22 protein-coding genes and 3 pseudogenes are annotated in these 22,088 nt (G+C 63.2%); 15 read left to right on the plus strand and 10 right to left on the minus strand.

Going from position 1 to position 22,088, the window contains the following annotated elements; genetic code table 11:
• Positions 1 to 98 precede the first annotated feature (98 nt).
• A pseudogene (locus SK095_RS02470) lies at positions 99 to 263 on the minus strand (integrase); the annotation flags it as partial.
• On the opposite strand from SK095_RS02470, the gene SK095_RS02475 reads away from it, so the two are divergent.
• The 6 genes and pseudogenes from SK095_RS02475 to SK095_RS02490 all read left to right on the plus strand — a co-directional run bounded on the left by SK095_RS02475 (position 226) and on the right by SK095_RS02490 (position 5,744).
• Positions 226 to 981: a hypothetical protein gene (locus SK095_RS02475; protein ID WP_320547725.1), complete on the plus strand. Its 756-nt coding sequence runs from the start codon at positions 226 to 228 to the stop codon at positions 979 to 981. The pseudogene SK095_RS02470 and the gene SK095_RS02475 sit on opposite strands and share 38 nt — an antisense overlap.
• Positions 982 to 1,496: 515 nt before the next feature.
• Positions 1,497 to 2,051 (plus strand): annotated as a pseudogene (locus tag SK095_RS21675) (MCP four helix bundle domain-containing protein); the annotation flags it as partial.
• Positions 2,052 to 2,105: 54 nt separating this feature from the next.
• A complete protein-coding gene (locus SK095_RS21680; RefSeq protein WP_414153877.1) occupies positions 2,106 to 3,173 on the plus strand; it encodes a methyl-accepting chemotaxis protein in 1,068 nt (355 codons plus the stop codon).
• A gap of 315 nt (positions 3,174 to 3,488) precedes the next feature.
• A complete protein-coding gene (locus SK095_RS02485) occupies positions 3,489 to 4,007 on the plus strand; it encodes a hypothetical protein (protein ID WP_320547726.1) in 519 nt (172 codons plus the stop codon).
• Positions 3,928 to 4,107 (plus strand): annotated as a pseudogene (locus SK095_RS21685) (hypothetical protein); the annotation flags it as partial. The gene SK095_RS02485 and the pseudogene SK095_RS21685, both read left to right, overlap by 80 nt.
• 146 nt (positions 4,108 to 4,253) lie before the next feature.
• Complete coding sequence (locus tag SK095_RS02490; RefSeq protein WP_320547727.1) at positions 4,254 to 5,744, plus strand: insecticidal delta-endotoxin Cry8Ea1 family protein; 1,491 nt, start codon at positions 4,254 to 4,256, stop codon at positions 5,742 to 5,744.
• A gap of 80 nt (positions 5,745 to 5,824) precedes the next feature.
• Here the strand turns inward: SK095_RS02490 and SK095_RS02495 are convergent, their stop codons facing one another.
• Positions 5,825 to 6,514, minus strand: a complete 690-nt coding sequence (locus tag SK095_RS02495; RefSeq protein ID WP_320547728.1) for an SOS response-associated peptidase — start codon at positions 6,512 to 6,514, stop codon at positions 5,825 to 5,827.
• A 162-nt stretch (positions 6,515 to 6,676) separates the two neighbouring features.
• On the opposite strand from SK095_RS02495, the gene SK095_RS02500 reads away from it, so the two are divergent.
• Both SK095_RS02500 and SK095_RS02505 read left to right on the plus strand, forming a co-directional pair.
• Complete coding sequence (locus SK095_RS02500) at positions 6,677 to 6,991, plus strand: transcriptional regulator (protein ID WP_136488361.1); 315 nt, start codon at positions 6,677 to 6,679, stop codon at positions 6,989 to 6,991.
• Entirely contained in the window at positions 6,984 to 7,265 is a 282-nt protein-coding gene (locus SK095_RS02505) for a helix-turn-helix domain-containing protein (RefSeq protein ID WP_136488342.1), read from the plus strand. The genes SK095_RS02500 and SK095_RS02505 overlap by 8 nt, the downstream gene beginning before the upstream one ends.
• 57 nt (positions 7,266 to 7,322) lie before the next feature.
• Here the strand turns inward: SK095_RS02505 and SK095_RS02510 are convergent, their stop codons facing one another.
• Positions 7,323 to 8,618, minus strand: a complete 1,296-nt coding sequence (locus SK095_RS02510) for a phage antirepressor N-terminal domain-containing protein (protein WP_320547729.1) — start codon at positions 8,616 to 8,618, stop codon at positions 7,323 to 7,325.
• A 791-nt stretch (positions 8,619 to 9,409) separates the two neighbouring features.
• Between SK095_RS02510 and SK095_RS02515 the strand changes: the two genes are divergently transcribed.
• On the plus strand, positions 9,410 to 9,637 hold the full coding sequence (locus SK095_RS02515; protein ID WP_320547730.1) for a hypothetical protein: 228 nt from the start codon (positions 9,410 to 9,412) through the stop codon (positions 9,635 to 9,637).
• Between the two features lie 101 nt (positions 9,638 to 9,738).
• On the opposite strand, the gene SK095_RS02520 is transcribed toward SK095_RS02515, so the two are convergent.
• A complete protein-coding gene (locus SK095_RS02520) occupies positions 9,739 to 10,755 on the minus strand; it encodes an IS30 family transposase (protein WP_320547731.1) in 1,017 nt (338 codons plus the stop codon).
• A 701-nt stretch (positions 10,756 to 11,456) separates the two neighbouring features.
• On the opposite strand from SK095_RS02520, the gene SK095_RS02525 reads away from it, so the two are divergent.
• Both SK095_RS02525 and SK095_RS02530 read left to right on the plus strand, forming a co-directional pair.
• A complete protein-coding gene (locus SK095_RS02525; protein WP_320547732.1) occupies positions 11,457 to 12,014 on the plus strand; it encodes a hypothetical protein in 558 nt (185 codons plus the stop codon).
• Between the two features lie 343 nt (positions 12,015 to 12,357).
• Positions 12,358 to 12,597: a helix-hairpin-helix domain-containing protein gene (locus SK095_RS02530; RefSeq protein WP_136488340.1), complete on the plus strand. Its 240-nt coding sequence runs from the start codon at positions 12,358 to 12,360 to the stop codon at positions 12,595 to 12,597.
• Positions 12,598 to 12,706: 109 nt separating this feature from the next.
• On the opposite strand, the gene SK095_RS02535 is transcribed toward SK095_RS02530, so the two are convergent.
• Entirely contained in the window at positions 12,707 to 13,909 is a 1,203-nt protein-coding gene (locus tag SK095_RS02535) for an ISL3 family transposase (protein WP_320546462.1), read from the minus strand.
• A gap of 732 nt (positions 13,910 to 14,641) precedes the next feature.
• On the opposite strand from SK095_RS02535, the gene SK095_RS02540 reads away from it, so the two are divergent.
• Positions 14,642 to 14,839: a hypothetical protein gene (locus SK095_RS02540; RefSeq protein ID WP_320547733.1), complete on the plus strand. Its 198-nt coding sequence runs from the start codon at positions 14,642 to 14,644 to the stop codon at positions 14,837 to 14,839.
• Positions 14,840 to 15,065: 226 nt separating this feature from the next.
• Here the strand turns inward: SK095_RS02540 and SK095_RS02545 are convergent, their stop codons facing one another.
• Positions 15,066 to 15,425, minus strand: a complete 360-nt coding sequence (locus SK095_RS02545) for a hypothetical protein (RefSeq protein WP_320547734.1) — start codon at positions 15,423 to 15,425, stop codon at positions 15,066 to 15,068.
• Positions 15,426 to 15,683: 258 nt separating this feature from the next.
• A complete protein-coding gene (locus SK095_RS02550) occupies positions 15,684 to 16,187 on the minus strand; it encodes a hypothetical protein (protein ID WP_136488586.1) in 504 nt (167 codons plus the stop codon).
• A gap of 283 nt (positions 16,188 to 16,470) precedes the next feature.
• Here SK095_RS02550 and SK095_RS02555 point away from each other — a divergent pair, with 283 nt between their 5' ends.
• On the plus strand, positions 16,471 to 17,619 hold the full coding sequence (locus tag SK095_RS02555) for a PilT/PilU family type 4a pilus ATPase (RefSeq protein ID WP_320547735.1): 1,149 nt from the start codon (positions 16,471 to 16,473) through the stop codon (positions 17,617 to 17,619).
• Positions 17,620 to 17,678: 59 nt separating this feature from the next.
• Here the strand turns inward: SK095_RS02555 and SK095_RS02560 are convergent, their stop codons facing one another.
• The 3 genes from SK095_RS02560 to xthA all read right to left on the minus strand — a co-directional run bounded on the left by SK095_RS02560 (position 17,679) and on the right by xthA (position 20,370).
• Positions 17,679 to 17,957: a peptidylprolyl isomerase gene (locus SK095_RS02560; protein WP_320547736.1), complete on the minus strand. Its 279-nt coding sequence runs from the start codon at positions 17,955 to 17,957 to the stop codon at positions 17,679 to 17,681.
• Positions 17,958 to 18,089: 132 nt separating this feature from the next.
• Positions 18,090 to 19,457: a phosphate ABC transporter substrate-binding/OmpA family protein gene (locus SK095_RS02565; protein ID WP_320547737.1), complete on the minus strand. Its 1,368-nt coding sequence runs from the start codon at positions 19,455 to 19,457 to the stop codon at positions 18,090 to 18,092.
• A 100-nt stretch (positions 19,458 to 19,557) separates the two neighbouring features.
• Positions 19,558 to 20,370, minus strand: a complete 813-nt coding sequence (gene xthA, locus SK095_RS02570; protein WP_320547738.1) for an exodeoxyribonuclease III — start codon at positions 20,368 to 20,370, stop codon at positions 19,558 to 19,560.
• A 216-nt stretch (positions 20,371 to 20,586) separates the two neighbouring features.
• Here xthA and tpx point away from each other — a divergent pair, with 216 nt between their 5' ends.
• Entirely contained in the window at positions 20,587 to 21,084 is a 498-nt protein-coding gene (gene tpx / locus SK095_RS02575; protein WP_136488582.1) for a thiol peroxidase, read from the plus strand.
• 144 nt (positions 21,085 to 21,228) lie between these two features.
• Positions 21,229 to 22,050, plus strand: a complete 822-nt coding sequence (gene ppk2, locus SK095_RS02580) for a polyphosphate kinase 2 (protein WP_320547739.1) — start codon at positions 21,229 to 21,231, stop codon at positions 22,048 to 22,050.
• Positions 22,051 to 22,088 lie beyond the last annotated feature (38 nt).

Here is a 22,088-nt window from a genome sequence, read left to right on the forward strand (position 1 = left end):
TATAAAAAGCCCCGTAGATCAAGCATCTACGGGGCTTTTTACTTTGCGCCCGAAACGCCAAAACAGCCAAAGTTTTGGGACGCGTTCCAGAACTTCCGCTATTTCGACGGCTTGGCGATGGCGCCGACGCGGCGATAGACCCGCTCGGTAATGCCCTCGGTCGAGTGCCCGAGCAGCACGCTCGCATCCGACAGATCGCGAATTTCACTGGCCGCCTTCGGCCGGATGTCCCTGAACTGGAACTGCCTGATCCGCACCGCCAGCTTCCAGGGCATCGCCCAGGAGCTGGGCAAGATCGCCAGCGAGGCAGCCCGCCTCGACGAGGCCGACGCCCAGGCCAAGGCGGACGCCATCAAGGCGAAGATCGAGGGGCTGTTGCAGTACGCCGACGCGCTCAAGCGGATCGACGTTGGATTCGAGGCGAATGCGGAGTCGGAGGCCCAGCTCAAGCAGCGCGTGCTGCAGTTGGCCCTGGACCTGTCGAAGTACATGGTGATCCGCCCGACCATCGCATCGCCGGAGGCCGACAAGAACCTCAAGGCCGCGGACGACCTGCTCAGTACCGCGAGCACCCCCGGTTTCGCCTCCGGCGGCTACACCGGCCCCGGGGGCAAGTGGCAGCCGGCCGGCGTCGTCCATGCCGGCGAGCACGTCCAGCCGCAGGAAGTGGTGCGCGAGCCAGGCGCCCTGGCGTTCCTCGAGCGCATCCGCCGCAACGGCTACCAGGCCACCATGCAGCAGCTGTCGCGCACCCTGCGCGGCTACGCCAGCGGCGGCCCGGTGGTCCCGGTTTCCCGAGCGCTGCCGAGCATCCCGAGCCCTAGTCCGGAGCTGGCGGCCGCGGCAGCCGGCCCGAGCTTCCCGGATCTCGGGCGGGTCGAGTTCGTGAGCGGCGGCGACAGCGTCACTCTGTACGGCGATCAGCAGGCTGCTCTCGACCTGCGCCGCCTGGCGATGAAGTTTGCGCGGACAAAGCGCTGATCCAGCCCGCTCAGGCGGGCTTCTTCTTTCTGCGTGGCGGTCTTCCTGCGTGCACTTTTCAGCAAAGGGCGAGCCGGCTTGAGCTGAACATGGGGGATGCCACTGGGATAAGGGGCCTCATCCCCGCAGTGTCCGGTATCCCGCCGAGCCTTTGAACAGGCTTTTAGCTGAAACTAGTCGTTACTTCGCCCGGCTGTCGCAGGATTTTTTCTGGCTCTTCTATATTTCCGTGTTCGCGTGTGCCTGTTCCAGGAGTTGGTTAATTTTGCGCCGCAATTCTCTCCGAAAAGTTCACCTTGGCGGCTCTGTAGCAGGCTTGTTACGATAATGGCGCAATTCAATTAGAGGGCTCTTGAAGGCTCCTGGCTTGCGTGTTGGTCGGCGTAGTCTTTGTCGTGCGTGTATCATGAAAATCCCATTCCAGAGGGTTTCTGGTGTTTTCTCATGCCTCCTCGAAATTGCTGTCGACGGCCATTGCGCGTCATTTAATTAAATTAATCGGGGGATTTTCTGGTATGGAATGGTTCGGTCGACAAAAAACCGGCATAAAACTTATTTGCGGATTTTTGATGGTTTCTTTGTTCGGTGCACTAATAGGTTTGCAGGGGATACTGAAAGCGGCGCAGATGAGCGATCTGGCCACGACCATGTATCGACAAGAAACCGTCGGCATTCGCCATGCCGCGGTGACCCAGATCCAGTTCCTGGCGGCAACCCGGGCGCTGCGCAACGCCATGCTGGCGTCCTCACCGGTGGAGCACGAACTGGCGAAGGTCGATCTGCGCGAGCGTCTCCAACTGGCGTATGCCGAACTGGCCGAGGCGAAGAAGGCGTTCGTGACCCCGCAAGGTCAGCTCGATGCGGATGAGGCCCGCAAGGCCCTGGTGGAATACGAGCAGGTCGCTGCCGAAGTCGTTCGTCGCCTGGAGACAGACGATCCGGACAGCAAGCGCAACGCCATCGACTACGCCTTCAGCGAGGGTCGACCGGCGGTCGCGCATGCCGACGAGCTGTTGGGGCGTCTGATCGAGAGGAAGATGGCGAACGCAGCTCGCATCGCCAAGGAAACCGAGGAGATCTATGCCAGCAACCGTCTGCTGCTGGTCATCCTCACCATCTTGGGAATGCTAGGCAGCATCCTGATCGGCGTATTCCTGACCCGCAGCCTGACTCGCCAGCTCGGCGGCGAGCCGAGCGAGGTCGCCGCGATGGCGACCCGTATTGCCGCTGGTGACCTGAGCGTCCGCATCGATACCTCGAAGGCGGCCTCTGGCAGCGTGGTGCAGGCCATGGGGCGGATGCAGGAATCGCTGACCCGTGTGGTCGGTGCCGTGCGTGCGAGCAGCGACAGTATCGCTACCGGTTCGGCGCAGATCGCCAGCGGTAACATCGACCTGTCGTCGCGGACCGAGCAGCAGGCAGCCTCCCTGGAGGAGACCGCGGCGAGCATGGAGGAGCTGACCTCTACGGTGAGGCAGAACGCCGATAATGCCCGTCAGGCCAGCACCTTGGCCTGCGATGCGTCGAGCACTGCCGATCTGGGGCGCGCTGTCGTGCTCCAGGTGGTCGACACCATGCAGGGCATCAACGAGAGTTCGCAGCGCATTTCCAGCATCATCAACGTGATCGACTCGATTGCCTTCCAGACCAACATCCTGGCGCTGAACGCTTCCGTGGAAGCGGCGCGTGCCGGCGAGCAGGGCCGCGGTTTCGCAGTGGTGGCCAGCGAGGTGCGCAGTCTTGCCAGTCGCAGTGCCGATGCGGCGCACGAGATCAGGGGGCTGATCGGCGAGTCTACCCGCCGCGTGGAGGATGGGGCGCTGCTGGTCGAGCGAGCGGGCAAGACCATGGCCGACGTGGTCGCCGCCGCACGGCGAGTCACCGACATCATCGACGAGATATCCGCTGCTTCTCAGGAGCAGAGCGATGGGATCGCCCAGGTCAACTCGGCGGTAGCGCAGATGGACCAGGTGACCCAGCAGAACGCGGCTTTGGTGCAGGAAGCCTCTGCTGCTTCGGCGTCGCTGGCCGAGCAGGCGCAGAAGCTGCAGGAAGCGGTCGCCGTGTTTCGCCTGGGTGAGGCTGCCACTGCCTTCGTTCCGTTCCAGCGCGCAGCCGTTGTGCCGGTAGCCAACTCGCAATTTGAGCGGGAGAAACAGCCGGCGGCCGGGGGCGACTGGGAAGCCTTCTGAGCCGGCAGGCAGCGGCTACTGTTCGTGGCGCCGCCAAAAGGCCCGTTCAATACACCTTCAAGCTCATACCTAAGCGCTGTTTGGGTGATGCCCATCAGGCGGCCGCTCCAATTGAGCCGGCGCAGCGCGAGCAATACCAGATCAGGGCCGCCTGTGATCTGGCTCGCCGAGCAGCCGGGGGTATCGGCAATGAAGGCTGCGACTGCGCGGATCATCTCGTCCGCCAGTTGATTTCCCCTAGGAACCTCCTTGGTTCGCTGCGTGGTGTAGGAGCCGAGCAGCGTATCGGGGAGGGCCTGCCTTTCGGAGCACCCCATGACCCGCCCTCGAATCACCCTCGGCGGCGTGCCGATCGTGCTGCATGCCGGCGCGCCGACCGAGAGCCTCGAGCCCATCGGCGGCGCGACCGTCCTGCGCATGAGCGACGGCGCCGCGCTCGCCTGGTGGGGCCTCGCCCCGCGCATCGATCTCCAGTCCGATCGCGCCGATCGGGCGGAGCAGATGGCCACCGATCGCCAGCAGTTGATCGACCTGCAGGCCGGCGTGCTCGCCGAGCAGCAGCGGCAGATCGGCGCCGTCACCGACCTCGAGCAGCAGCTGCGGCAGCTCGGGCTGACCGTCATCCGTAACGCACAGGCGCAGAGCCGCGCCATCGAGGAGCTGAAACGCCATGACCGGGAAACTGCCGACTACCTGCGTGCTGCTGTGCCTGCTGCTCTCGGCCGCCTGTACCAGCGCCCCGAAACCACCGACCCCGCCGCCTACCGTGGCCCCGATCCGCTGCCCGCTGACCCCGTGCCGCCTGCCGGCGCGGCCGCCGCTGGTGGCCAATGACGACTGGAGGAGGGCGGTCGACGAGATCGAGGGCGAGCTGATCGGCTGTGCCGGGCAGGTGCTGGACTGTATCGAACGGCAGGCCGTTGCGCGCGAGTAGTGCGGGAACCGGTCGTTCGATCATTCTTTTTTGAAGCGTGACCTTGCACACGCTTTGCGGTGTGACGCTGCAGTAGTTTCAGCGGCCGGGTGCACGAAGGCACCCGCCAGGACTCTGCCGATAGCAGCCAGCAAAGGGACGTGCTCATGAATGATCGTATCTATATAGAACATACTTTCACCGGCGAAGCCATTGCCGAACTCAGACCACAAGAGCTGGTTCTGCGCGCCGAAATTTCCAGGGCCGCGGGGCTGACCGCCGGACTGGAATACGAGTTTGACTACAACAACGCGGCTCGTGTCGTGGTGTCCGTGGTGCTTGGGGAGATCCCCTATGCCGGCCAACTGCTGAGCGCCCTGGTAGACATCTTCTGGCCCGACGAGAAGCAGGATGTGTGGGGCGAAATTGCCGACCGCGTGGAAGCCCTGATCGACAAGAAGATCTCCGCCGAGGTCATGCAGGATGTGCGAGACGCCCTCACCGGACTGCACAACGTCTCGGACGACTACGCCTATGCGGCCAAGAACTTCCCGAAGGACAAGGCCTACGTCTCCGAGAAGTTCAACGTCGCCAACGGACACTTCCTGCATGACCTGCCGCGCTTCCAGTCGAGTGGCTACGAGGTGCTGTTGCTGCCCCTGTTCGCCCAGTTCGCGAACCTCCACCTCGCCCTGCTGCGCGACGGCGCCGCATTCGGCCGTGACTGGGGTTGGAGCGACGAGCTCGTCGCCGATACCCGCAAGAAGCTCACCGAAAGCATCGACAGCTACAGCGACTATGTCACCAAGACATTCGAAGCCGGTTATGAAAGCGTGAAGAAGACGGCGCCGGAAGATAAGCGCCGCATGGAGCCGTTCAACACGGTGAATCGCTATCTGCGCGAAATGACCATCACGGTCAAGGACTTCCAGGCGCAGTGGAAATACTTCGACATCTCTCGTTATCCGGAGCCGGTCAAGGTCTATCTGGATCGCGAGGTGTATTCCGATGCCGTGGGCACTTGCTACGACTCCCCGTTCTATATCCCGAGCCGCCCGACAGGCCGGATCAGGAATGTAACGGTATGGGGTTGGGACCGAATCGATGCCGTCAAGGTCGATTATCCGGAAGGCGGTGGCCCGGATGGAGTGACCAGCACCGGGCGCATGGGCAATACCGGAGGCGGGAGCGACCAACGCCCACATGGTGGCAGCTTCGACCTCAGCAGCAATCCAATCGTCGGCGTCCAGGTGATGAGTGGGGATATCGTCAATGCCATGTCGTTCCAGTTCGCAGATGGCGCGGACACGGGCATGATGGGGGGCAACTACCGGGGCGGGCAGAAGTCCACCTTCAGCTACGCCGCACAGATCCTGTCCAGCATCAGGGTCATGGGCGTCAGCCGGTTCTATGGCAGCGCCGACTGCGCCGTTTTCGGGTTCAAGTTCGACGAGCGCGCTACCAAGTCCCAGGATCTCTACGCTCGCCTGTACAGAACCAGCCCCCGCGACATCACGCCGGAAGAGCTGATCGAACAGTTCAGCGTCGAACCCGAGCATGCACAGACCATTCGCGAGGCTGCCGAGCGAGAGCAGTGGGGCGAGCAGCGTGCACGCTACTGGGCGCGGAAGCAGGAACGGCTGAACAGAGCCGACTGACTGTCCCCGTGTGAGCGAAAGCGCCTCTGCCATCACGGCAGAGGCGCTTTTTTGTGCACGCCGTCATGGCGGTTCGCGCTTCAGTTGTGGGGCCTGATCAACTCGGCCCCCTCGCTCTTCACGTTCCCCACCTCACGCCCCACCGCATACCACTCGAACGCCTCCACCGGCAGCCCGAGATGCAGGATCTCCTCCGCCTCTTGCGGCGACACCGCCGGATCGAGCCACGCCCGGGCCTCGTCCGGCCCCAGCACCAGCGGCCGCCGGTCATGGATCTCGGCCATCCCGCCGTAGCTCGGCATGGTGATCGTCGCGAAGCCGTCGCCCTCCTGAAGCTCCCGGCCATGCCGGGGCAGGTGGCCGACGGCCGGGAAGAACAGCGGCGCGCCGCTGCGCAGGCGGAAGTAGAACGGCTGCTTGTGCTTCGGGTCGGCCGGGTCCGACTGCCACTCGTACCAGCCATCCGCCGGCACCAGCGCGCGTCCTGCCTTCCACGCCTCCCGCCAGAAAGCCCCCGTCGCCACCTTCTCCACCCGCGCGTTGAACGCCGGCGGTCGAGGGCCCCTCGCCCAGGACGGCGCGTAGCCCCACGGCACCGGCTCCAGGCGCAACCCTTCCTCCTCCTGATGCATCAGCAGCACCCGCGTGCGCGGCGCCACGTTGAAGCGGCCGACCGGCTCCGGGTCGAAGCCGCCTACCACCGGCAGCTCGATCTGCAGCGCCTCCAGATACTCGACTGCAGTCAGGGACTGCACGAATCGTCCGCACATGGCCACCTCCATCCGCTCGCCTGCACCCAGCCTAGACCCGCAGAAAGACCAACGATCTACCGTTGGGCAGCGCCCTTGGCTGACAGCCTGGCGATCCGCACGGCAGATGGATCGGGACGTGCGGTGCTTGCTGGATATACGGCAGCGCCGTATCCTTGTGCCATGCACACTGTCATCGAAACCGAAATCTTCAAGCGATACGCCGAGTCGATCTGGGAAGACGGTGAGCGGGAAGCCTTCATCGTCTGGCTGGCGGCCAACCCGCTGGCCGGTGATGTGATCCCCGGTAGCGGAGGGCTGCGCAAAGTGCGCTGGTCCCGCTCCGGCATGGGCAAGCGCGGTGGCACCCGTGTCATCTACTACAACACCCTTCCGGAAGGGCACATCTGGTTGCTGATCGCCTACACCAAGGCCAAGTTCGACAACCTGCCCACTGCCTTCCTGAAGCAACTGAAAGAGGCCATCAGCGATGGATAAAGAACTCGAGCAATTCCAGGCGGACCTGCTCAAATCCGTTCGCCAAATGAAGGCCGGCCAGGCCGCGCGCACCACCGAGGTCAAACTCACCCCGGCTGCCGAAGCGCGCGCCAAAGTCGGCCTGTCGCAGAACGCCTTCGCCGATCTGCTCGGCGTAAGCCTGCGCACGGTGCAGGACTGGGAGCAGGGCCGTCGGCAACCCACTGGCGCTGCGCAAACCCTCCTGCGCGTAGCCGCCCAGCACCCCGAGGCGCTGCGCGACCTCCACGCCTGACCCCAAACGCAAGCGCCCCCGCCATCCCGGCAGGGGCGCTTTTTTCATGCCCGCACCTCAGCGCTGGGCTGGCTTCTTCGCCCCGGCGAACCGCTCGATGCGCCGATGGTCGTGCTCGAAGTTGTCCATCGCCTGCCGCATATGGCCGGCCATGAAGCGCATGGTCATGTCCAGGCGCTTGGCCAGCGAGCGCAGGGAGCGCAGCTCGTACAGCGGGCCGTCCACCCGGTAGCCGGCCTCGGTGAGCTGCCCCAGCAGCGCCTCGGTGGGCGAGTACTCGCTCATCAGCACGTCGCCCGTGGTCACCGTCAGCTCGGCGCTGTTGGGGTTGTCGTGGCGGAACTGGTGCGGGTTGCGCGCCTTCCAGTCCTCGATCGGGAGGTCGATCGCCAGCCGGCCCACCACCTTCGGTGCCTCCGGCTCCAGCAGCTCGCCCTCCAGCACGATGCGCGCCACCAGGCTCACCGCCTCGGTGAACTGCTCCGGGGCGATCTCCTTGTAGCTGCAGCCGAACTTCGACTTGAGCGCCGACCAGCACACCGTCGCCGCCTTGCCGCGGCCGGCCTCGGGCAGCTCCTCGATGCGCGCCGCCACCAGCGCCTTGAGCGCCCCCTGCTGCTCGCCGGACAGCCCGCCCAGCAGCGCCCTGGGCGCGGGGCGGGCGGCGGGGCCGAACTGCTCCAGCGCCGCTTCCAGCCACAGACGCAGCGGCTCGGCGCGCTCCGGCCGGCCGTGCAGCAGGGCCAGATCCGGCCCGCGCCGGTCGATCACATTCAGCACCTGCCGGCCGACCATGCGGGTCGCCTTGTGCTCCGGCCGCAGGTGGCGGTAGGCGTCGCGCACACCCAGCGCGTGGGCCACGTCGGCCGCCACGAACCACAGCGCCTCACCCTCGGGCACGATGCGGAACGGGCGGTCGTTGTAGGTCAGGCGGATCGGCACCACCGGCTCGGCCGCGGCATCGCCCAGCGCCGCGCGCGGATTCACCGCCTCGCCCTGCTGCCAGTAGGCGGCCAGCGCCGCAAAGCATTCGCGCTGGTACTGCACCAGCCGCTCGCGGATTTCCGGGCGCACGCGGGAGGCATCCACGCCGAACAGCCAGCCGTTGAGGTAGTCGAGGGGGAGGCAGGTGGTTTCCTGATCGCCGCCGGCGGAAGGGGTGGTCATGATGGACATACCTTGCGAGAGGACGGGGTGGCGCTTGATGCGCTTGAGCTGAGCTTCCCACTGCAGGCCGATGGCTTCGCAGATGGGCTTCATGGCAACGAGGTGCTCGCCTTCTGGGCCGGTGATGACGGTGAGGGCGCGTCCGTGAAAATCGACTGTTCCGAGCTGGAGGCTGGTCTTCGACATGGTGAATCTCCCGTTTTTGCGTGCTTACCGCCCCCCAAACGCCAATTTGGGAGAGCGGAACCGTGCGGGTTGGCGTACCGGAAACGGGACCGGCGGGCCGTGAGGCCCCCACACACGGCCCGCCCATAACGGGTGTAGCCATGCTGCGGACACAAAAAAACCGCTGTTCAGCGGTGTCGTGACCGCCCGTTTGTTCCGGGACGCCAATCCCAGGTCGCTGGATTGACAGCGACGGTGGAACCTTAGCCGGGTGAGCGTGGGGAGTCAATCGGTGGCTATGCGATGGGCCGATTGGCGACTTGCCAAGGGCTGATGGTCATGGTGTATAACGTCGAAAAGCGGTCATGATGACCGATAAGTCCGCGGTATAGACAGGGAGAGCGGAAGTGAAAAGGAATGTTATCCACCAATCCAGTCTGGGGTGTTATGCACCAGATGGTGTCTATTTATAGTTACCCAACGATATACGACATTTTGCGTAGGGAAACGTAAATGATGTGGAATCAGCCACAGCGTAAATCGAAAATCGCTGCTATACCCAACCAGGGTCTGCGGCGGAGCATAACGAAGTTAATGCGCACGCCGCAGACCCTGGTTGGGGTTGAGGTCAATTTTAGATTTTCGCCGGCGCCTGAGCACCCATCCCATTTACAGTCCGCTGCGCGGACCGGTGCAATATCGTCGGCTAACTACTCGCCAGAGCACACACCCGCGCTTCGCGCGGGCGGTGCTCACCTCGAACGTTGTTGGGCGCAATACACCCATGGCAACTTTATAAGCAGAGAAAGCACATGAAAGAATGGATTTTAATCTTCACCCTAAGCGCTGGCACAGAACAGCCGCCACAGCAAGCTTTGATCAGCGGTTTCCAATCCCAAGAAAAATGTATTTCAGCGGCATCCAAAATTGGCACTCACGCAGTAAGTGATCGCAAGAAAATGCTTGAAGAACTAAAGCAACCACTAGAGTCGCCACCTGAGCCACTGGTTCGTTTTACATGTACAGAAATTGACAAATAAACATCAGCAGCGAAGTAGGCTTTTAGGCACCTTGCGCATAGCATTAACCAGCGCGCCTAACAACTTATATGGGGCGGTTGCAGGAACTGAGTGCAACACGGTTATTGGAGTGAAGCAGGTGCCTCATGATGCTTGGCCATCAGCTCGGTTATGACCTCGATGGGGCACTTGAAGCCGAAGCGCTTGCGCGGTCGGATGTTCAGTTCGTAGGCAATCGCATCCAGTTGCTCCTGGCTGTATTCCGACAGATCCGTCCCCTTGGGCAGGTACTGCCGGATCAATCCGTTGATGTTCTCGTTGCTACCACGCTGCCAGGGACTGTGCGGGTCGCAGAAGTAGATCGCCACGCCGGTCTTCTGGGTGATCTCCGCATGGCGTGCCATCTCCCGTCCCTGGTCGTAGGTCATGCTCTTGCGCGCCGCCAGCGGCATGCGATTCAGCGCCGCGCTGAACCCCTCCACAGCCGAGGTCGCCGTCGCATCGCTCATCTTTACCAGCATCAGGTAGCCGCTGGTGCGCTCCACCAAGGTGCCTACCGCCGAGGCGTTGGCCTTACCCTTGATCAGATCGCCTTCCCAGTGGCCGGGCATCACGCGATCCTCGATCTCCGGTGGGCGCACGTGGATGCTGACCATGTCGGGGATCTGACCACGTCGATCTACCCCGCCAGAGCGCGGACGGCGGGTGGTTTTGCCTTGCCGCAGGCAGATGATCAGCTCCTTGCGCAGCTCGCCGACCGGCAAGGCGTAGATCGCGTTGTAGATCGTTTCGCGGCAGACGTAGGCGTCTTCGAAGTTCGGGAGTTCCATGGCGCGGAGCTTGCCGGCAATCTGCTCGGGAGAAAAGCGTTTTCGCAGCAGGTGGACGACCAGCTCGAACAGCTCGTTGCCGGGCACCAGCTTTTGCCGAGGCCGGCAGGACATGCGGCGTTCACGCATCGCTCGCTGGGCATGCTGGGTGGCGTACTCGCCCTGGGCGCTGCGGTTACGGCGGATCTCGCGACAGATCGTCGAGGGGCTGCGGTTGAGCATTCGGGCAATGGCCCGCTGGCTCATGCCGCGCAGCAGACCGACCTGGATGTTGGAGCGCTCTTCAATGCTGAGTTCGTGGTAAGACATGGCAACACCGTACCGGAAAGGTCAGGTGTTGCACTCAGTTTTTGCCGCCGCCTGGATTCTCCCCGCAAGTGGTGAGTAACCCTGTTCCAACCCTGTCGTCAGTGCGGTTGCATTCGTATATCCGGCCTTCGCTGGGCATTGCCGCCCGGGCCACTCTGTAGTTCGCGCAACGGGGGCCAAGCGTTCAATCGATCACGGGGATCATGATTGTTATCGGCCTTTTTCCGTTGCAGGACTCGCCTGTTCCGACAGTGTCGCTGTTCACCACAACCACAAGAAAATCTGCTCCTGCTTACTCCGGCCCGCCGTCAGGCGGGCTTGCTGCTCTGCCAGTCGCCGCTGAAGCGCGTAGGGTAGACAACGGCGCAGCCTTGTCTACCGATACACGTTGCTGGTGAGCGGAACCGTGCAGGTTGGCGGATCGGAAACGGGAAGCGGCGTGCCGTCAACTCCAAGTCGCCGGACTGACATCGACGGGGCCTTGCCGGGCTGAGCGTGGCGAGTCATCGATGTCGTCACGACGGGCGAATCAGCGACTTGCCAGGATCTGCTGGTCATGGTGTATAACGTCGCAAAGCGGTCATGATGGTCGCGTGATTCGCGGCATAGACAGGGAGAGTCGAAGTGGCAAGAAATGTTATCCACCAACCCGTCCGGGGTTTTATACGCCACCTGGTTTCTGTTTATAGGTGGCACTCGTAATGCATTATATGATCGGGCGCCGCATGAGGAACTCATCGCTTGTTTGGGTTGTGTGCGTGATTGTTTCACTGTTGGTGGTCTATAAGCTGATTGGTTATCTATATTTTCTGATGCTCTCCTCGCATTACAAGTCCTATATTCCAGAGTCTTTAGAGGTGGTTGATACGGTTTTTGCTGGCGATCAGGTTGGCGGATATCTAGAAGGATGCGGGATTGGCATATTTAGGCTGTCAGAGGAGGCGGCAGTCAAGATTTCGAGAGATGGCGTTGCTTTTCTAAATAAGAGCGCAATTGAGCATGGTGGTCGCTCGCGTCGAGAGTATTCAAGTTGGCAAGAAACACCCTTTGTTTTTAAGGGGGGAGGGCATTTTATATTTAGGCGTTTGTCCAGTGAGGATGCAGGGGGGAATATCTGTGCCAATGTTCCAGAGGGGGTAAAGGAGGAAATATTGATGGCTGCGAAGCAGTCTAAATCTTTCTATTCTCGAATCAACATACATGATGAGCTAATGGTAATGCCAGCTCTTAGGTTGGTGGTTTTTTCCCATGACAGATAAAGACTGCTGAAAAGCGAGAAAGGTGGATAATGGCACAGCCTTTCCACGTTACTGCAACACAGCGCCTGTCACCCTCAAGGACGATCCATAGACCACATCCCCCTCCAAACTCCTCTTCCTCCCCGGCGCCTCCGGCAACACCGAGTTCTGGCGCCCGGCTGCCGAGCGCATTGCCCACTCGGCGCAGCAGGTCCATATCGGCTGGCCCGGCTTCGGCAGCACGCCGCCCGACCCGAGCGTGACCGGCATGGCCGATCTGGTGGCCCGTGTGTTGCCGACGATAGACTAGGCCACCGCACGAGCGGCCCCGCCCCTCAAGCGTCATGTATCTATGGAGAGACTCATGCCTTTTTCACCGGAAGAACGTAAGGCACTGCTGGGCGTGAAGGGCGTCGGCCCCACGGTCGTGGCCCGCCTTGAACAGATGGGATTCGCGTCCCTTGCTCAGTTGAGCGAGGCGAATGCGCTGGACATCGTTTCCCAGGCCTCGGCTATCGTCGGTTCCACCTGCTGGAAGAACAGCCCGCAAGCGCGTGCAGCCATCCAGGCAGCAATTGCATTGGCAAAGTCGCGCCATGACTGACCGCGTCCTCAAATCAGGCCACCTCATGAAGCGCGTACTCATACTGCTGGAGCTCGTATGCCTGTTCGGCCCTGCTACTGCTATCCTGAGCGTGGGGGCTATTTTTGGTTCATCGCATTTTCCCGGGGAAGGCGGCCTTGATTTTCAGGAAGAAGTAATCGGCGTCCCTGAAGCCATAGGCCATGCGCTTGATCACCTTGATCCGGTTGTTCACCCCCTCCAGCAGGCTGGTGTGCATGTGGAATCGTGCACTGGCGAGGATGCCCCGGGCATAGCGCTGGAGGTTGCGGGCAAAGCGTTGTAGCGGCGCCAAGCCGCTCTCCCGGACATGCCTCAGCCAGGTTCGCCAGCGCCGCCAGCCCTCCCGCACGCTGGGTGCGTACCAGACCTCCTTCAACGCATCCTTGAGCACATAGACCGTGGCCAGTGGCTGGTTGGCTGCCAACAACTCCTGCAGTCGAACGGCATGATCCTCCTTCAGGTTCTCCCGGTTGCGCAGCAGCAGCCAACGGCTCTGCTTGACCACTTGGCGAGCGGGCTTGTCATGGCGCAGGGCATTGGCCTGGTCTACCCGGATGCGGTCGATCACGTCACGTCCGTAGCGGGCGACCACATGGAACAAGTCGTACACAACCTCGGCCTGAGGGCAGTGCTGTTTCACTTCCAGGTCGAAGGCCGTATTCATGTCCATCGCCACAGCCTCGATCTGCTGGCAGCGCTCACCGAGTTGCTCGAAGAACGGGCGTATGGCCTTGCGGCTGTTACCCAGGCCAACCCACAGAACGCGGGTACGCTCGGCATCCATGATCACCGTCGCGTAACGATGGCCTTTGTGCAGGGCGAACTCGTCCATCACCAGACGGCGCACATCGCCCGGCTCGAAGGTGCCGAATGCGGCCTGGAGACGCCGCTTGTCCAGCGTCTTGATGGTGTGCCAGTGCAGCCCGGTGAGCTGGCTGACATGGCTGATGGGCATGAACCGCAGCAGGGTTTCGACCCAGGAACACAGCCGGCGGGTCAGCCGCGAGGCCGGGGCCAACCAGGAAATGTGCTCGGTAACTCGCCCACACGTCAGGCAGTCCACTCGGCGTATGGGGAGTCGCAACTGGACGCGCTGATCGAACAGATCCCGGTCGCGAACGAGGCGAATGCGTCGGTCATGGATCAGGGGGCTGGGCTGCTGACAGCGACCACAGCGTGGAAGGTCGGCCGCTCGGGGTTCGAGGGTCAGCGTGAGGTTTTTTTCGACGGAATGGCTGCAGGCTACAACGTCGTAGCCTGGCCAGAAAGCAGCAAGATCAATAGGATGCACGGTGACAGCAGGGGGCAGGCGTTGGTGTGTTTGGCGACTGCCAATTTACCTGCTTCCCTGTCTGTCAATCCGCTCTTCCCCACGATCCCGCGAAGAACCCAAAAAAGGCCCCGCACGATGGCGGGGCGTGAAGTGACATACAAGGACGTCGTTATCTTCGCAACGAACTGATCGGTGAATGTCTTCTGATATGAATCGTGTAGAGGCGCGGCGAGCGCAGTCAGTCGCTGGACACCTTCAATTTGGTCCATCCTCGAGAGCTGAAGAATCGCCCGCTGCTGCCGAAGAGTGCGAAGCGGGTCGCATGCCAGGCTGACGATGCGCTGCGACAGCCAAGGCTGCGGATCTTGCGGTATGCCCACTTCCATCGCTTGAGCAGCGAGGAGGAGTGCTGGGTAGAGGGTGACTGCGTTTCGGTTTTCTTGGTGTTATTGCTCAGCATGGTAGTCCCTGAAGTTCCATTTGCGGGATTCATGAAGCGTGACGAACATCCGTTCGCAACCAAGAACTATGTCACGATATCCGTTGGCGTGATCCTGACGTAGATCATGGATTCTCAAACCTATCGATGTGTTGCTGCAGGTATTGCCCGAGCGGCGTGGACCAGTGCAGAGTGCGACTCACGGCGCTTCAGGGGAGCGAGGGAGGCGCAGGCGGAGTGATCCAACCTTGCCCACCGGCGCAAGTCACATGGCGTCGGCGGGATGAACTGCCAACCAATCGAGGTGGAGTATGAGCAACGATCATTCCGGTATCGATCTGGACAGCCTGCTGGAGAACAAGGCGTTCCTCGAGCGCCTTTTCGAAAAGCTGCTGCCCATGATCGAGGCTCGTGAGCAGGCGTCAGCCGAACACGATGCCGTGAAGCTCAGGGAGTTTTCTGGGCAGATGCGCGCATTGCGTCAACTAGACCTAGGCAGGTCTCAATAACCGCATCCGAGGCGACTGATGGGCCCAGCACGGCCTCAATGCGAAGCCGGTAATCTGCCAGGAGGGCATCGACCTTCTGGCGATCAGGATGGGTTTCGATGAGGACATGCAGGACGTTGCGCATCCCTACGATCTGGGCATGAAGGTCCAGGAGAAGTGGGGCGAGGTCTTCGGTGTGGTTGGACATCTGTGCTCTTCCTTGAGTAGTGGCTGCGGCCAGCTTGCGTTACGGCGAAACGATCGCGATGTATGCCTTCATGACCCGCTCCTCAGCGGTGGTGGACGGCGAGATCCGCGCCCAGTCGCCGAGAGCCTCATGGATCGTGGCCAGCTCATTCATCTTGAGTCGCCGAATTCTTCCAGCGCTCTGCGATGGAAGATCCATGGCATAGGCGGCATCGGTCAGCGCATTGGCAGTCCGAAGCTGTTCGATGGCCGGAGTAGCAGTGCCCGGGAGCGGGCTTGGGGTGTCGCCAGCGAAAGCTGATCCGACAACGGCACCGGCGCCCACTGCAGCCGTCGTCGCTGCGGCCGTCCCGCTGTACTGCGCATGGCAGATATGTCGCCAATTGTCGCACAGGTGCATCGGCAGTTGTACGTGGGCCGATGGGGGGGCGTCCGAGCAGACAAGGCTGCGCCGCAGCGGTAGCGTGAGCCGGGTGTGCTGGCGAGGCAGGGAAGGCGGGGTGCGGCCCGGAGCGGGCCGGCACCTCGCCAGATATCCTTCAGCAGGAAAGGACTGCTGCCGAATCGATGAAGTAGCCCGCATGACCGACATGCAATCCCTTGTCTATCGGTTCGCCGGACCGGCCGAGGAGAAGCGGCGCGCTACTTCGCGGCATCTTCAGAAGGATATGACCTTGTAGACGATTTCGGCGAGCAGGCGATATCCGGGGGAGTCGCTCTCGTACATGTCGATGAGTTTCTCGCCGTCGGTACTGAGGATCTGCCCGTCCGCATTGATGAAGGCCTCGCAGACGAGGGTCTTGGGCTTGCCGGTGTGATCGAGGAGGCTGGCGGTTATTCGGCCGCAGATATCCCCATTGAGCACTCTGGAAGTCAGCCCGATGGCGAACTCCTTGTTGCCCAGCGTGGTGGCGAACAGGCGCGTATCGCCAGGCTTGGCGGGGGTGATGGCGAGCATTCCCGAGAAGTGCTGCGGTGCAATCTTGTGCCAGAGTTCGGCGTTCTCCTGAAATATCTGTGAGATGCGATTCCACTTTCGCTTGAATTGATCCAGCTCTTTAGCAATTTCAATGGCTGACGAGTGCCTGAGTGATTGCATAAAAGTCCCTTTCGTCTGTTTTGTCTGGTTGGAATGGCGCATTTTCAGCGCGCGCAAACTCATAGCATGGATCCAACTTTCCTCGGTATTGATCTGGGTCAGTGGGTTTCCGGTTTTTCCGGGAGGCGGTCAAGCGCGGGCTTTCCGTGACCTGCCCGGTTGTGGCGGCAGTCTCGACAGTCTGGTTGCCGGCTGCGGGTTGCAGGCTTCTGCGCGGGGCGGGCGGCGGCGAATGCCGCCAAATGATCGACGGCTTCTCAATCCCGACATCTGTGACGAGAGTCACGCATTCACTTGATGCAGAATGATGGCCTTTTCAGATCAATCGGTTATGGCGGTTTTCTCGATGGACATCACGGCAATGCTGCGCATCCTGGCCAGCCAGGATGGATCGGACCTCTACCTGTCGACCGGCGCGCCGCCCTGCGCCAAGTTCAACGGAGTGCTGCGCGCCCTGAACAAGGACGTGATGGCGCCCGGAGATGTGGGGAAGATTGCCCACGAACTGATGGACGCCGAGCAGCGGGCGGACTTCGAGCGCGAGCTGGAGATGAACCTGGCGATCTCGCTGCCCAACGTCGGGCGCTTCCGGGTCAACATCTTCAAGCAGCGCAACGAGGTGTCGATAGTCGCGCGCAACATCAAGCTCGACATCCCGCGCTTCGAGGATCTCAAGCTGCCGCCGGTGTTGCTCGACGTGATCCTCGAGAAGCGCGGCCTGGTGCTGTTCGTCGGGGGTACCGGCTCGGGCAAGTCGACTTCGCTGGCGGCGCTGATCGACCACCGCAACCGCAACCACAGCGGCCACATCATCACCATCGAGGACCCTGTGGAGTATGTGCACCGGCACAAGAAGTCGATCATCAACCAGCGCGAGGTGGGGGTGGATACCCGCAGCTTCCAGGCCGCGCTGAAGAACACCCTGCGCCAGGCGCCGGACGTGATACTGATCGGCGAGATCCGTGACCGCGAGACCATGGAGCACGCCCTGGCCTTCGCCGAGACCGGACACCTTGCGATCTCCACCCTGCACGCCAACAACGCCAACCAGGCGCTGGACCGCATCATCAACTTCTTCCCCGAGGAGCGTCGCCCGCAGCTGCTCAACGACCTCGGCAACAACCTCAAGGCGTTCGTTTCCCAGCGCCTGGTCAAGACCGTCGACGGCAAGCGCCGCGCGGCGGTGGAGGTGCTGCTGGGCACCGCGACCATCCGCGATCTGGTCAAGCGCGGCGAGTTCAGTCTGATCAAGGAGGTCATGGAGAAGTCGCGGCCGCTGGGCATGCAGACCTTCGACCAGGCGCTGATCGATCTGGTCAACGAGGGCGCGATCGACGAGGAGGAAGCTGTGAAGAACGCCGACTCGGCGAACAACGTGCGCCTCAAGCTCAAGCTGCACCGCGACGGCGAGGGCAGCCAGGCCAGGCCCGACGATACCTCGACCTGGAGCCTGGCGCCGACGGCGGACGAGGAAGAAGAGCCGCAGTTCTTCTGAGCCGCGGCGGGGGGACAGCGCAGGGCCGGAACCGGGAAACCGCTTCCGGCCCTGTCGTTTCAGCTGCGGAAGTACACCAGCACCAGGTGCCAGCCGAACTGGGTCTTCAGCGGTCCCTGCACCTGGTGCAGCGGCTTGCGGAACACCACGTTCTCGAACGGCTTGACCATCTGCCCCGGGCGGATCTCGCCGAGGTCGCCGCCGCGCTTGCGCGAGGGGCAGAACGAGTGGCGTCGCGCCAGGGTGGCGAAGTCCTCGCCCTTGGCCAGGCGCAGCTTGAGCTGCTCGGCCTCGGCGACGGTCTTGACCAGGATATGGCGAGCCATGGCGATGGCCATCGGGGGACTCCTCGGGATGCTTGCGGGGCGCGCAGTGTAGCGCGGCCGCCCCGGCCGGTCATGTCAGCCGGACGGAAAGAGGCCGCTGGCACCGGTGGTGGCAGCGGCCTCTGCGGCGCAGCAGCGCTGGGATCAGTACACCCAGACTTCCACGCGGCGGTTCTTGCGGCGGCCGTCCTCGCCGTCGTTGGCGGCCACCGGCAGGGCGTCGCCCAGGCCGTCGATCGAGCGCACCAGCACGCCACCCTTGACCAGCTCGCGCTGCACGGCCATGGCGCGCAGCTTGGACAGCAGCAGGGTGCGGTCGCGGTCCTCGTGCTTCGGATCGCCGAAGCCGACCAGCGCCACCTGGCTCATCAGCTTGTCGTTGTCGCGCAGATAGCGCAGCACCCGGCGCAGGTCGCGCAGCGCCTTGTTGTCGAGCTCGGCGCTGCCCTCGGCGAAGCGGAAGTTGACCGCCAGGCGCTGGGCGTTGCTCACCAGTTCGCGGTAGCTGTCCGGCATCTCGCCATGGGCCTCGACCTTCATGGCCTTGACGGTCTGGGCGATGAAGCCGCTATGGGCGACGATTTCCTGGCCGCGCGGGCTGTGGGCGAAGCGCACCAGCTCCTGGGCCCAGGGGTTGCCTTCGCCCGGCTTCATGTAGAGGAACAGGCGCCGCGACAGCGGGTAGTCTTCGGTGGCCACCAGCTCGGTGCTCGGCAGCATCGGCTGCGAGTCGCCGGCGCTGATCGCCAGTGGCCTGGCCTGGCGGATGTAGGGCAGGCCGATGAAGCCGATGCCCTGCGGGTCCTGGCTGACCGCGTCGGACAGCTTGACGCTCGACTCGAAGCGCTGGGCGCCGGCGGCCAGGCTCTTGCCCTGGTTGGCCAGCACCAGCTCCTTGAAGGTGTCCCAGGTGCCGGAGTTGTCGTCGCGGGCGTACAGGTGGATCGCGCCGCCGCGGCCGCCCAGTTCCTCCCAGGTCTTCACCTCGCCGGCGAACACCCGGGCCAACTGCGCCACCGACAGGGCGGCCAGCGGGTTGGACGGATGGAGGATCACCGCCAGGCCGTCGATGGCGATCACCTGCTCGCCCTCGGGGCTCTTCAGGTCGCCGAGGCGGGCGAGGCTGGCGGCCTCGCTGTCCTTGATCGGACGCGACGAGGCGGCCAGTTCGGCTCTGTCGTTACCCAGGGCGACGAAGCCGGTGCCCGAGCCGTGGGCGGCCACCTCGATGCTGACCAGACGGCCCCTGGCATCGAAGCCGGTGACGCGCTGCTCGTTCTCGCCGCTGTTCTCGATGCGGACCTTGCTGAAGCCTTCCTTCTCCAGCAGGCCGCTCACCAGCGCCGGCCCCAGCTTGTCGCCGATGGTGTTGGAGCCCTGCATGTGCAGGGCCGCCTTGCCGTCGGCGGGCAGGGGCAGGGCGGCGAGGCTGGTGGCCGGCAGGGACAGGGCCAGCAGCCCGCCGAACAGCAGGCGGGCTGGGGAAGCGAACGGGCGGGAGAAGCACGACATGGCGGCAGGAAACCTTGTTGGTCAGGTCTGGAATGCCGCGCAGATTAAGTCAGTACGATGACCGTTCCGTTACATGGTGGCGGAATGAGCGTGAACTGCGTCACATCAGCTCGAGCCACACCGGCGCGTGGTCGGAGGGTTTTTCCATGCCGCGCAGGTCGTAGTCGATGCCGGCTGCCTTGAGGCGCGGGGTCAGGCCGGCCGAGGTCATGATCAGGTCGATGCGCAGGCCGCGCTTGGGCTGGTCCTCGAAGCCGCGGCTGCGGTAGTCGAACCAGCTGAAGCGGTCGTTCACCTGCGGGTGCAGGGCGCGGAAGCTGTCGACCAGGCCCCAGGCGTACAGGCGCTCCATCCACTCGCGCTCCTCGGGCAGGAAGCTGCACTTGCCGCTGCGCAGCCAGCGCCTGGCGTTTTCCGCACCTATGCCGATATCGAGATCCTTCGGCGAAATGTTGAAGTCGCCCATCACCACCAGGGCCTGTTCGGGGCTGAACTGTTCCTCCAGCAGGCGCTGCAGGTCGGCGTAGAACTGCGTCTTGGCCGGGAACTTGACTGCGTGGCTGCGGCTCTCGCCCTGCGGGAAGTAGCCGTTGAACACGTGCAGCGGCTGGCCCTGGGCGTCGAGAAAGGTGGCGCCGATGAAGCGGCGCTGCGATTCCTCGCCATCCCACGGGAAGCCCTTGACCAGGTTCTGCGGCGCCTGGCGCGACATCAGGGCGACGCCGTAGTGACCCTTCTGGCCGTGGTACTCGACGTGGTAGCCCAGCGCCTCGACCTCGGCACGGGGGAACTGCTCGTCCGCCACCTTGGTTTCCTGCAGGCCGATGACGTCCGGCTGGTGGCGCTCGATCAGTTCAGCCAGTTGATGAGGTCGTGCGCGCAAGCCATTGATATTGAAGGAAACAAGTTTCATGCGGTGCGAGTTCCGTGCGAGGTGTACGGCGGCGATGCTAGCCGATCCGGCGTGCGGGCGGCCACCGCCGGTACCTGCGCAAACTGCATGGATTTGCCTGCGCTGCCGCGTGCTAGGCTTTGCCGGCACACCGCCGGCGCGCCGGGGTGAGGCATGAATTCTCGTGCGGCACTTCAGGTTCCGCGCTTAACTCTTTGAAGATAAAGGATAAAAGCAATGTCCCAAGTGACCCTCAAAGGCAACCCGGTACGTGTCGACGGCAACCTGCCGCAGGTCGGCAGCCAGGCCCCGGCCTTCCGCCTGGTGGGCTCCGATCTGTCCGACCGCACCTTGGCCGACTTCGCCGGCAAGCGCAAGGTGCTCAACATCTTCCCGAGCGTGGACACTCCCACCTGCGCCACCTCGGTGCGCAAGTTCAACCAGGAGGCGGGCAACCTGGACAACACCGTGGTGCTGTGCGTCTCCGCCGACCTGCCGTTCGCCCAGAAGCGCTTCTGCGCCAGCGAAGGCCTGGACAACGTGGTCAACCTGTCCATGCTGCGTGGCCGCGAATTCCTCGAGGACTACGGCGTGGCCATCGCCGAAGGCCCGCTGGCCGGCCTGGCCGCCCGTGCCGTGGTGGTGCTCGACGAGCACGACAAGGTCCTGCACCGCGAACTGGTCGCCGAGATCGCCGACGAGCCGGATTACGCGGCAGCGCTGGCCGTGCTCTGATCCGCCTTCTCCCGATGGGCTGCCTGGCGGCCCATCGGGTTGCGCTGCCGGGCATCCGCGATCGGCGCTTGTCGCCGGCCCCGTGCAGCCGCCGATCCATCAGCTAGCGTTTAGAGGAAAGTTCAAGCTGAAGGGGCGGAGAGAATGGCCAAAGGCAAGAAGAAGGATGCGGCGGCTATCCCGGCGGAGCGGGAAAGACTGGGTCGCAAGGAATACGAGGAAGAGCTGCGCAAGCTTCATGTCGAGCTGGTCAAGCTGCAGCAGTGGGTGGTGGCCAAGGGCCTCAAGGTCTGCATCGTCTTCGAGGGGCGTGATGGTGCCGGCAAGGGCGGCACGATCAAGGCGCTCACCGAGCGGGTCAGTCCGCGGGTATTCCGCGTGGTGGCGCTGCCGGCGCCCAGCGACCGGGAAAAGACCCAGATGTACGGCCAGCGTTACCTGGCGCACCTGCCGGCGGCCGGCGAGGTGGTGATCTTCGACCGCAGCTGGTACAACCGCGCCGGCGTCGAGCGGGTGATGGGCTTCTGCAGCGAGGAGCAGGCCGAGCGCTTCCTCAACGTCGTGCCGCTGTTCGAGAAGATGATGATCGAGTCCGGCATCATCCTCATCAAGTACTGGCTGGAGGTCAGCGCCGAGGAGCAGGAGCGCCGCCTCGCCGACCGCATCCACGACGGGCGCAAGATCTGGAAACTGTCGCCCATGGACCTCAAGTCGTTCAGCCGCTGGGACGACTACACCCGCGCCCGCGACGAGATGTTCGCCGCCACCGACACCTCCTGGGCGCCCTGGTACGTGGCGCGCTCCGAGGAGAAGCGCCGGGTGCGCCTGAACATCATCAGCCACCTGCTCCAGCACGTTCCCTACAAGGACCTCACCCAGGAAGAGAAGGTCAAGCTGCCCAAGCGCAAGGTCGGCCATTACCAAGGCGCGTCCTATCCGTTCCGGCTGGTCGACGAGCGTTTTTGAGGCGGCGGCACGCAACGGGAAGAAGGCCTGTGGGCTGA

It is taken from the genome of Pseudomonas sp. AN-1 (assembly GCF_034057115.1).
Classification (GTDB): Bacteria; Pseudomonadota; Gammaproteobacteria; order Pseudomonadales; family Pseudomonadaceae; genus Geopseudomonas.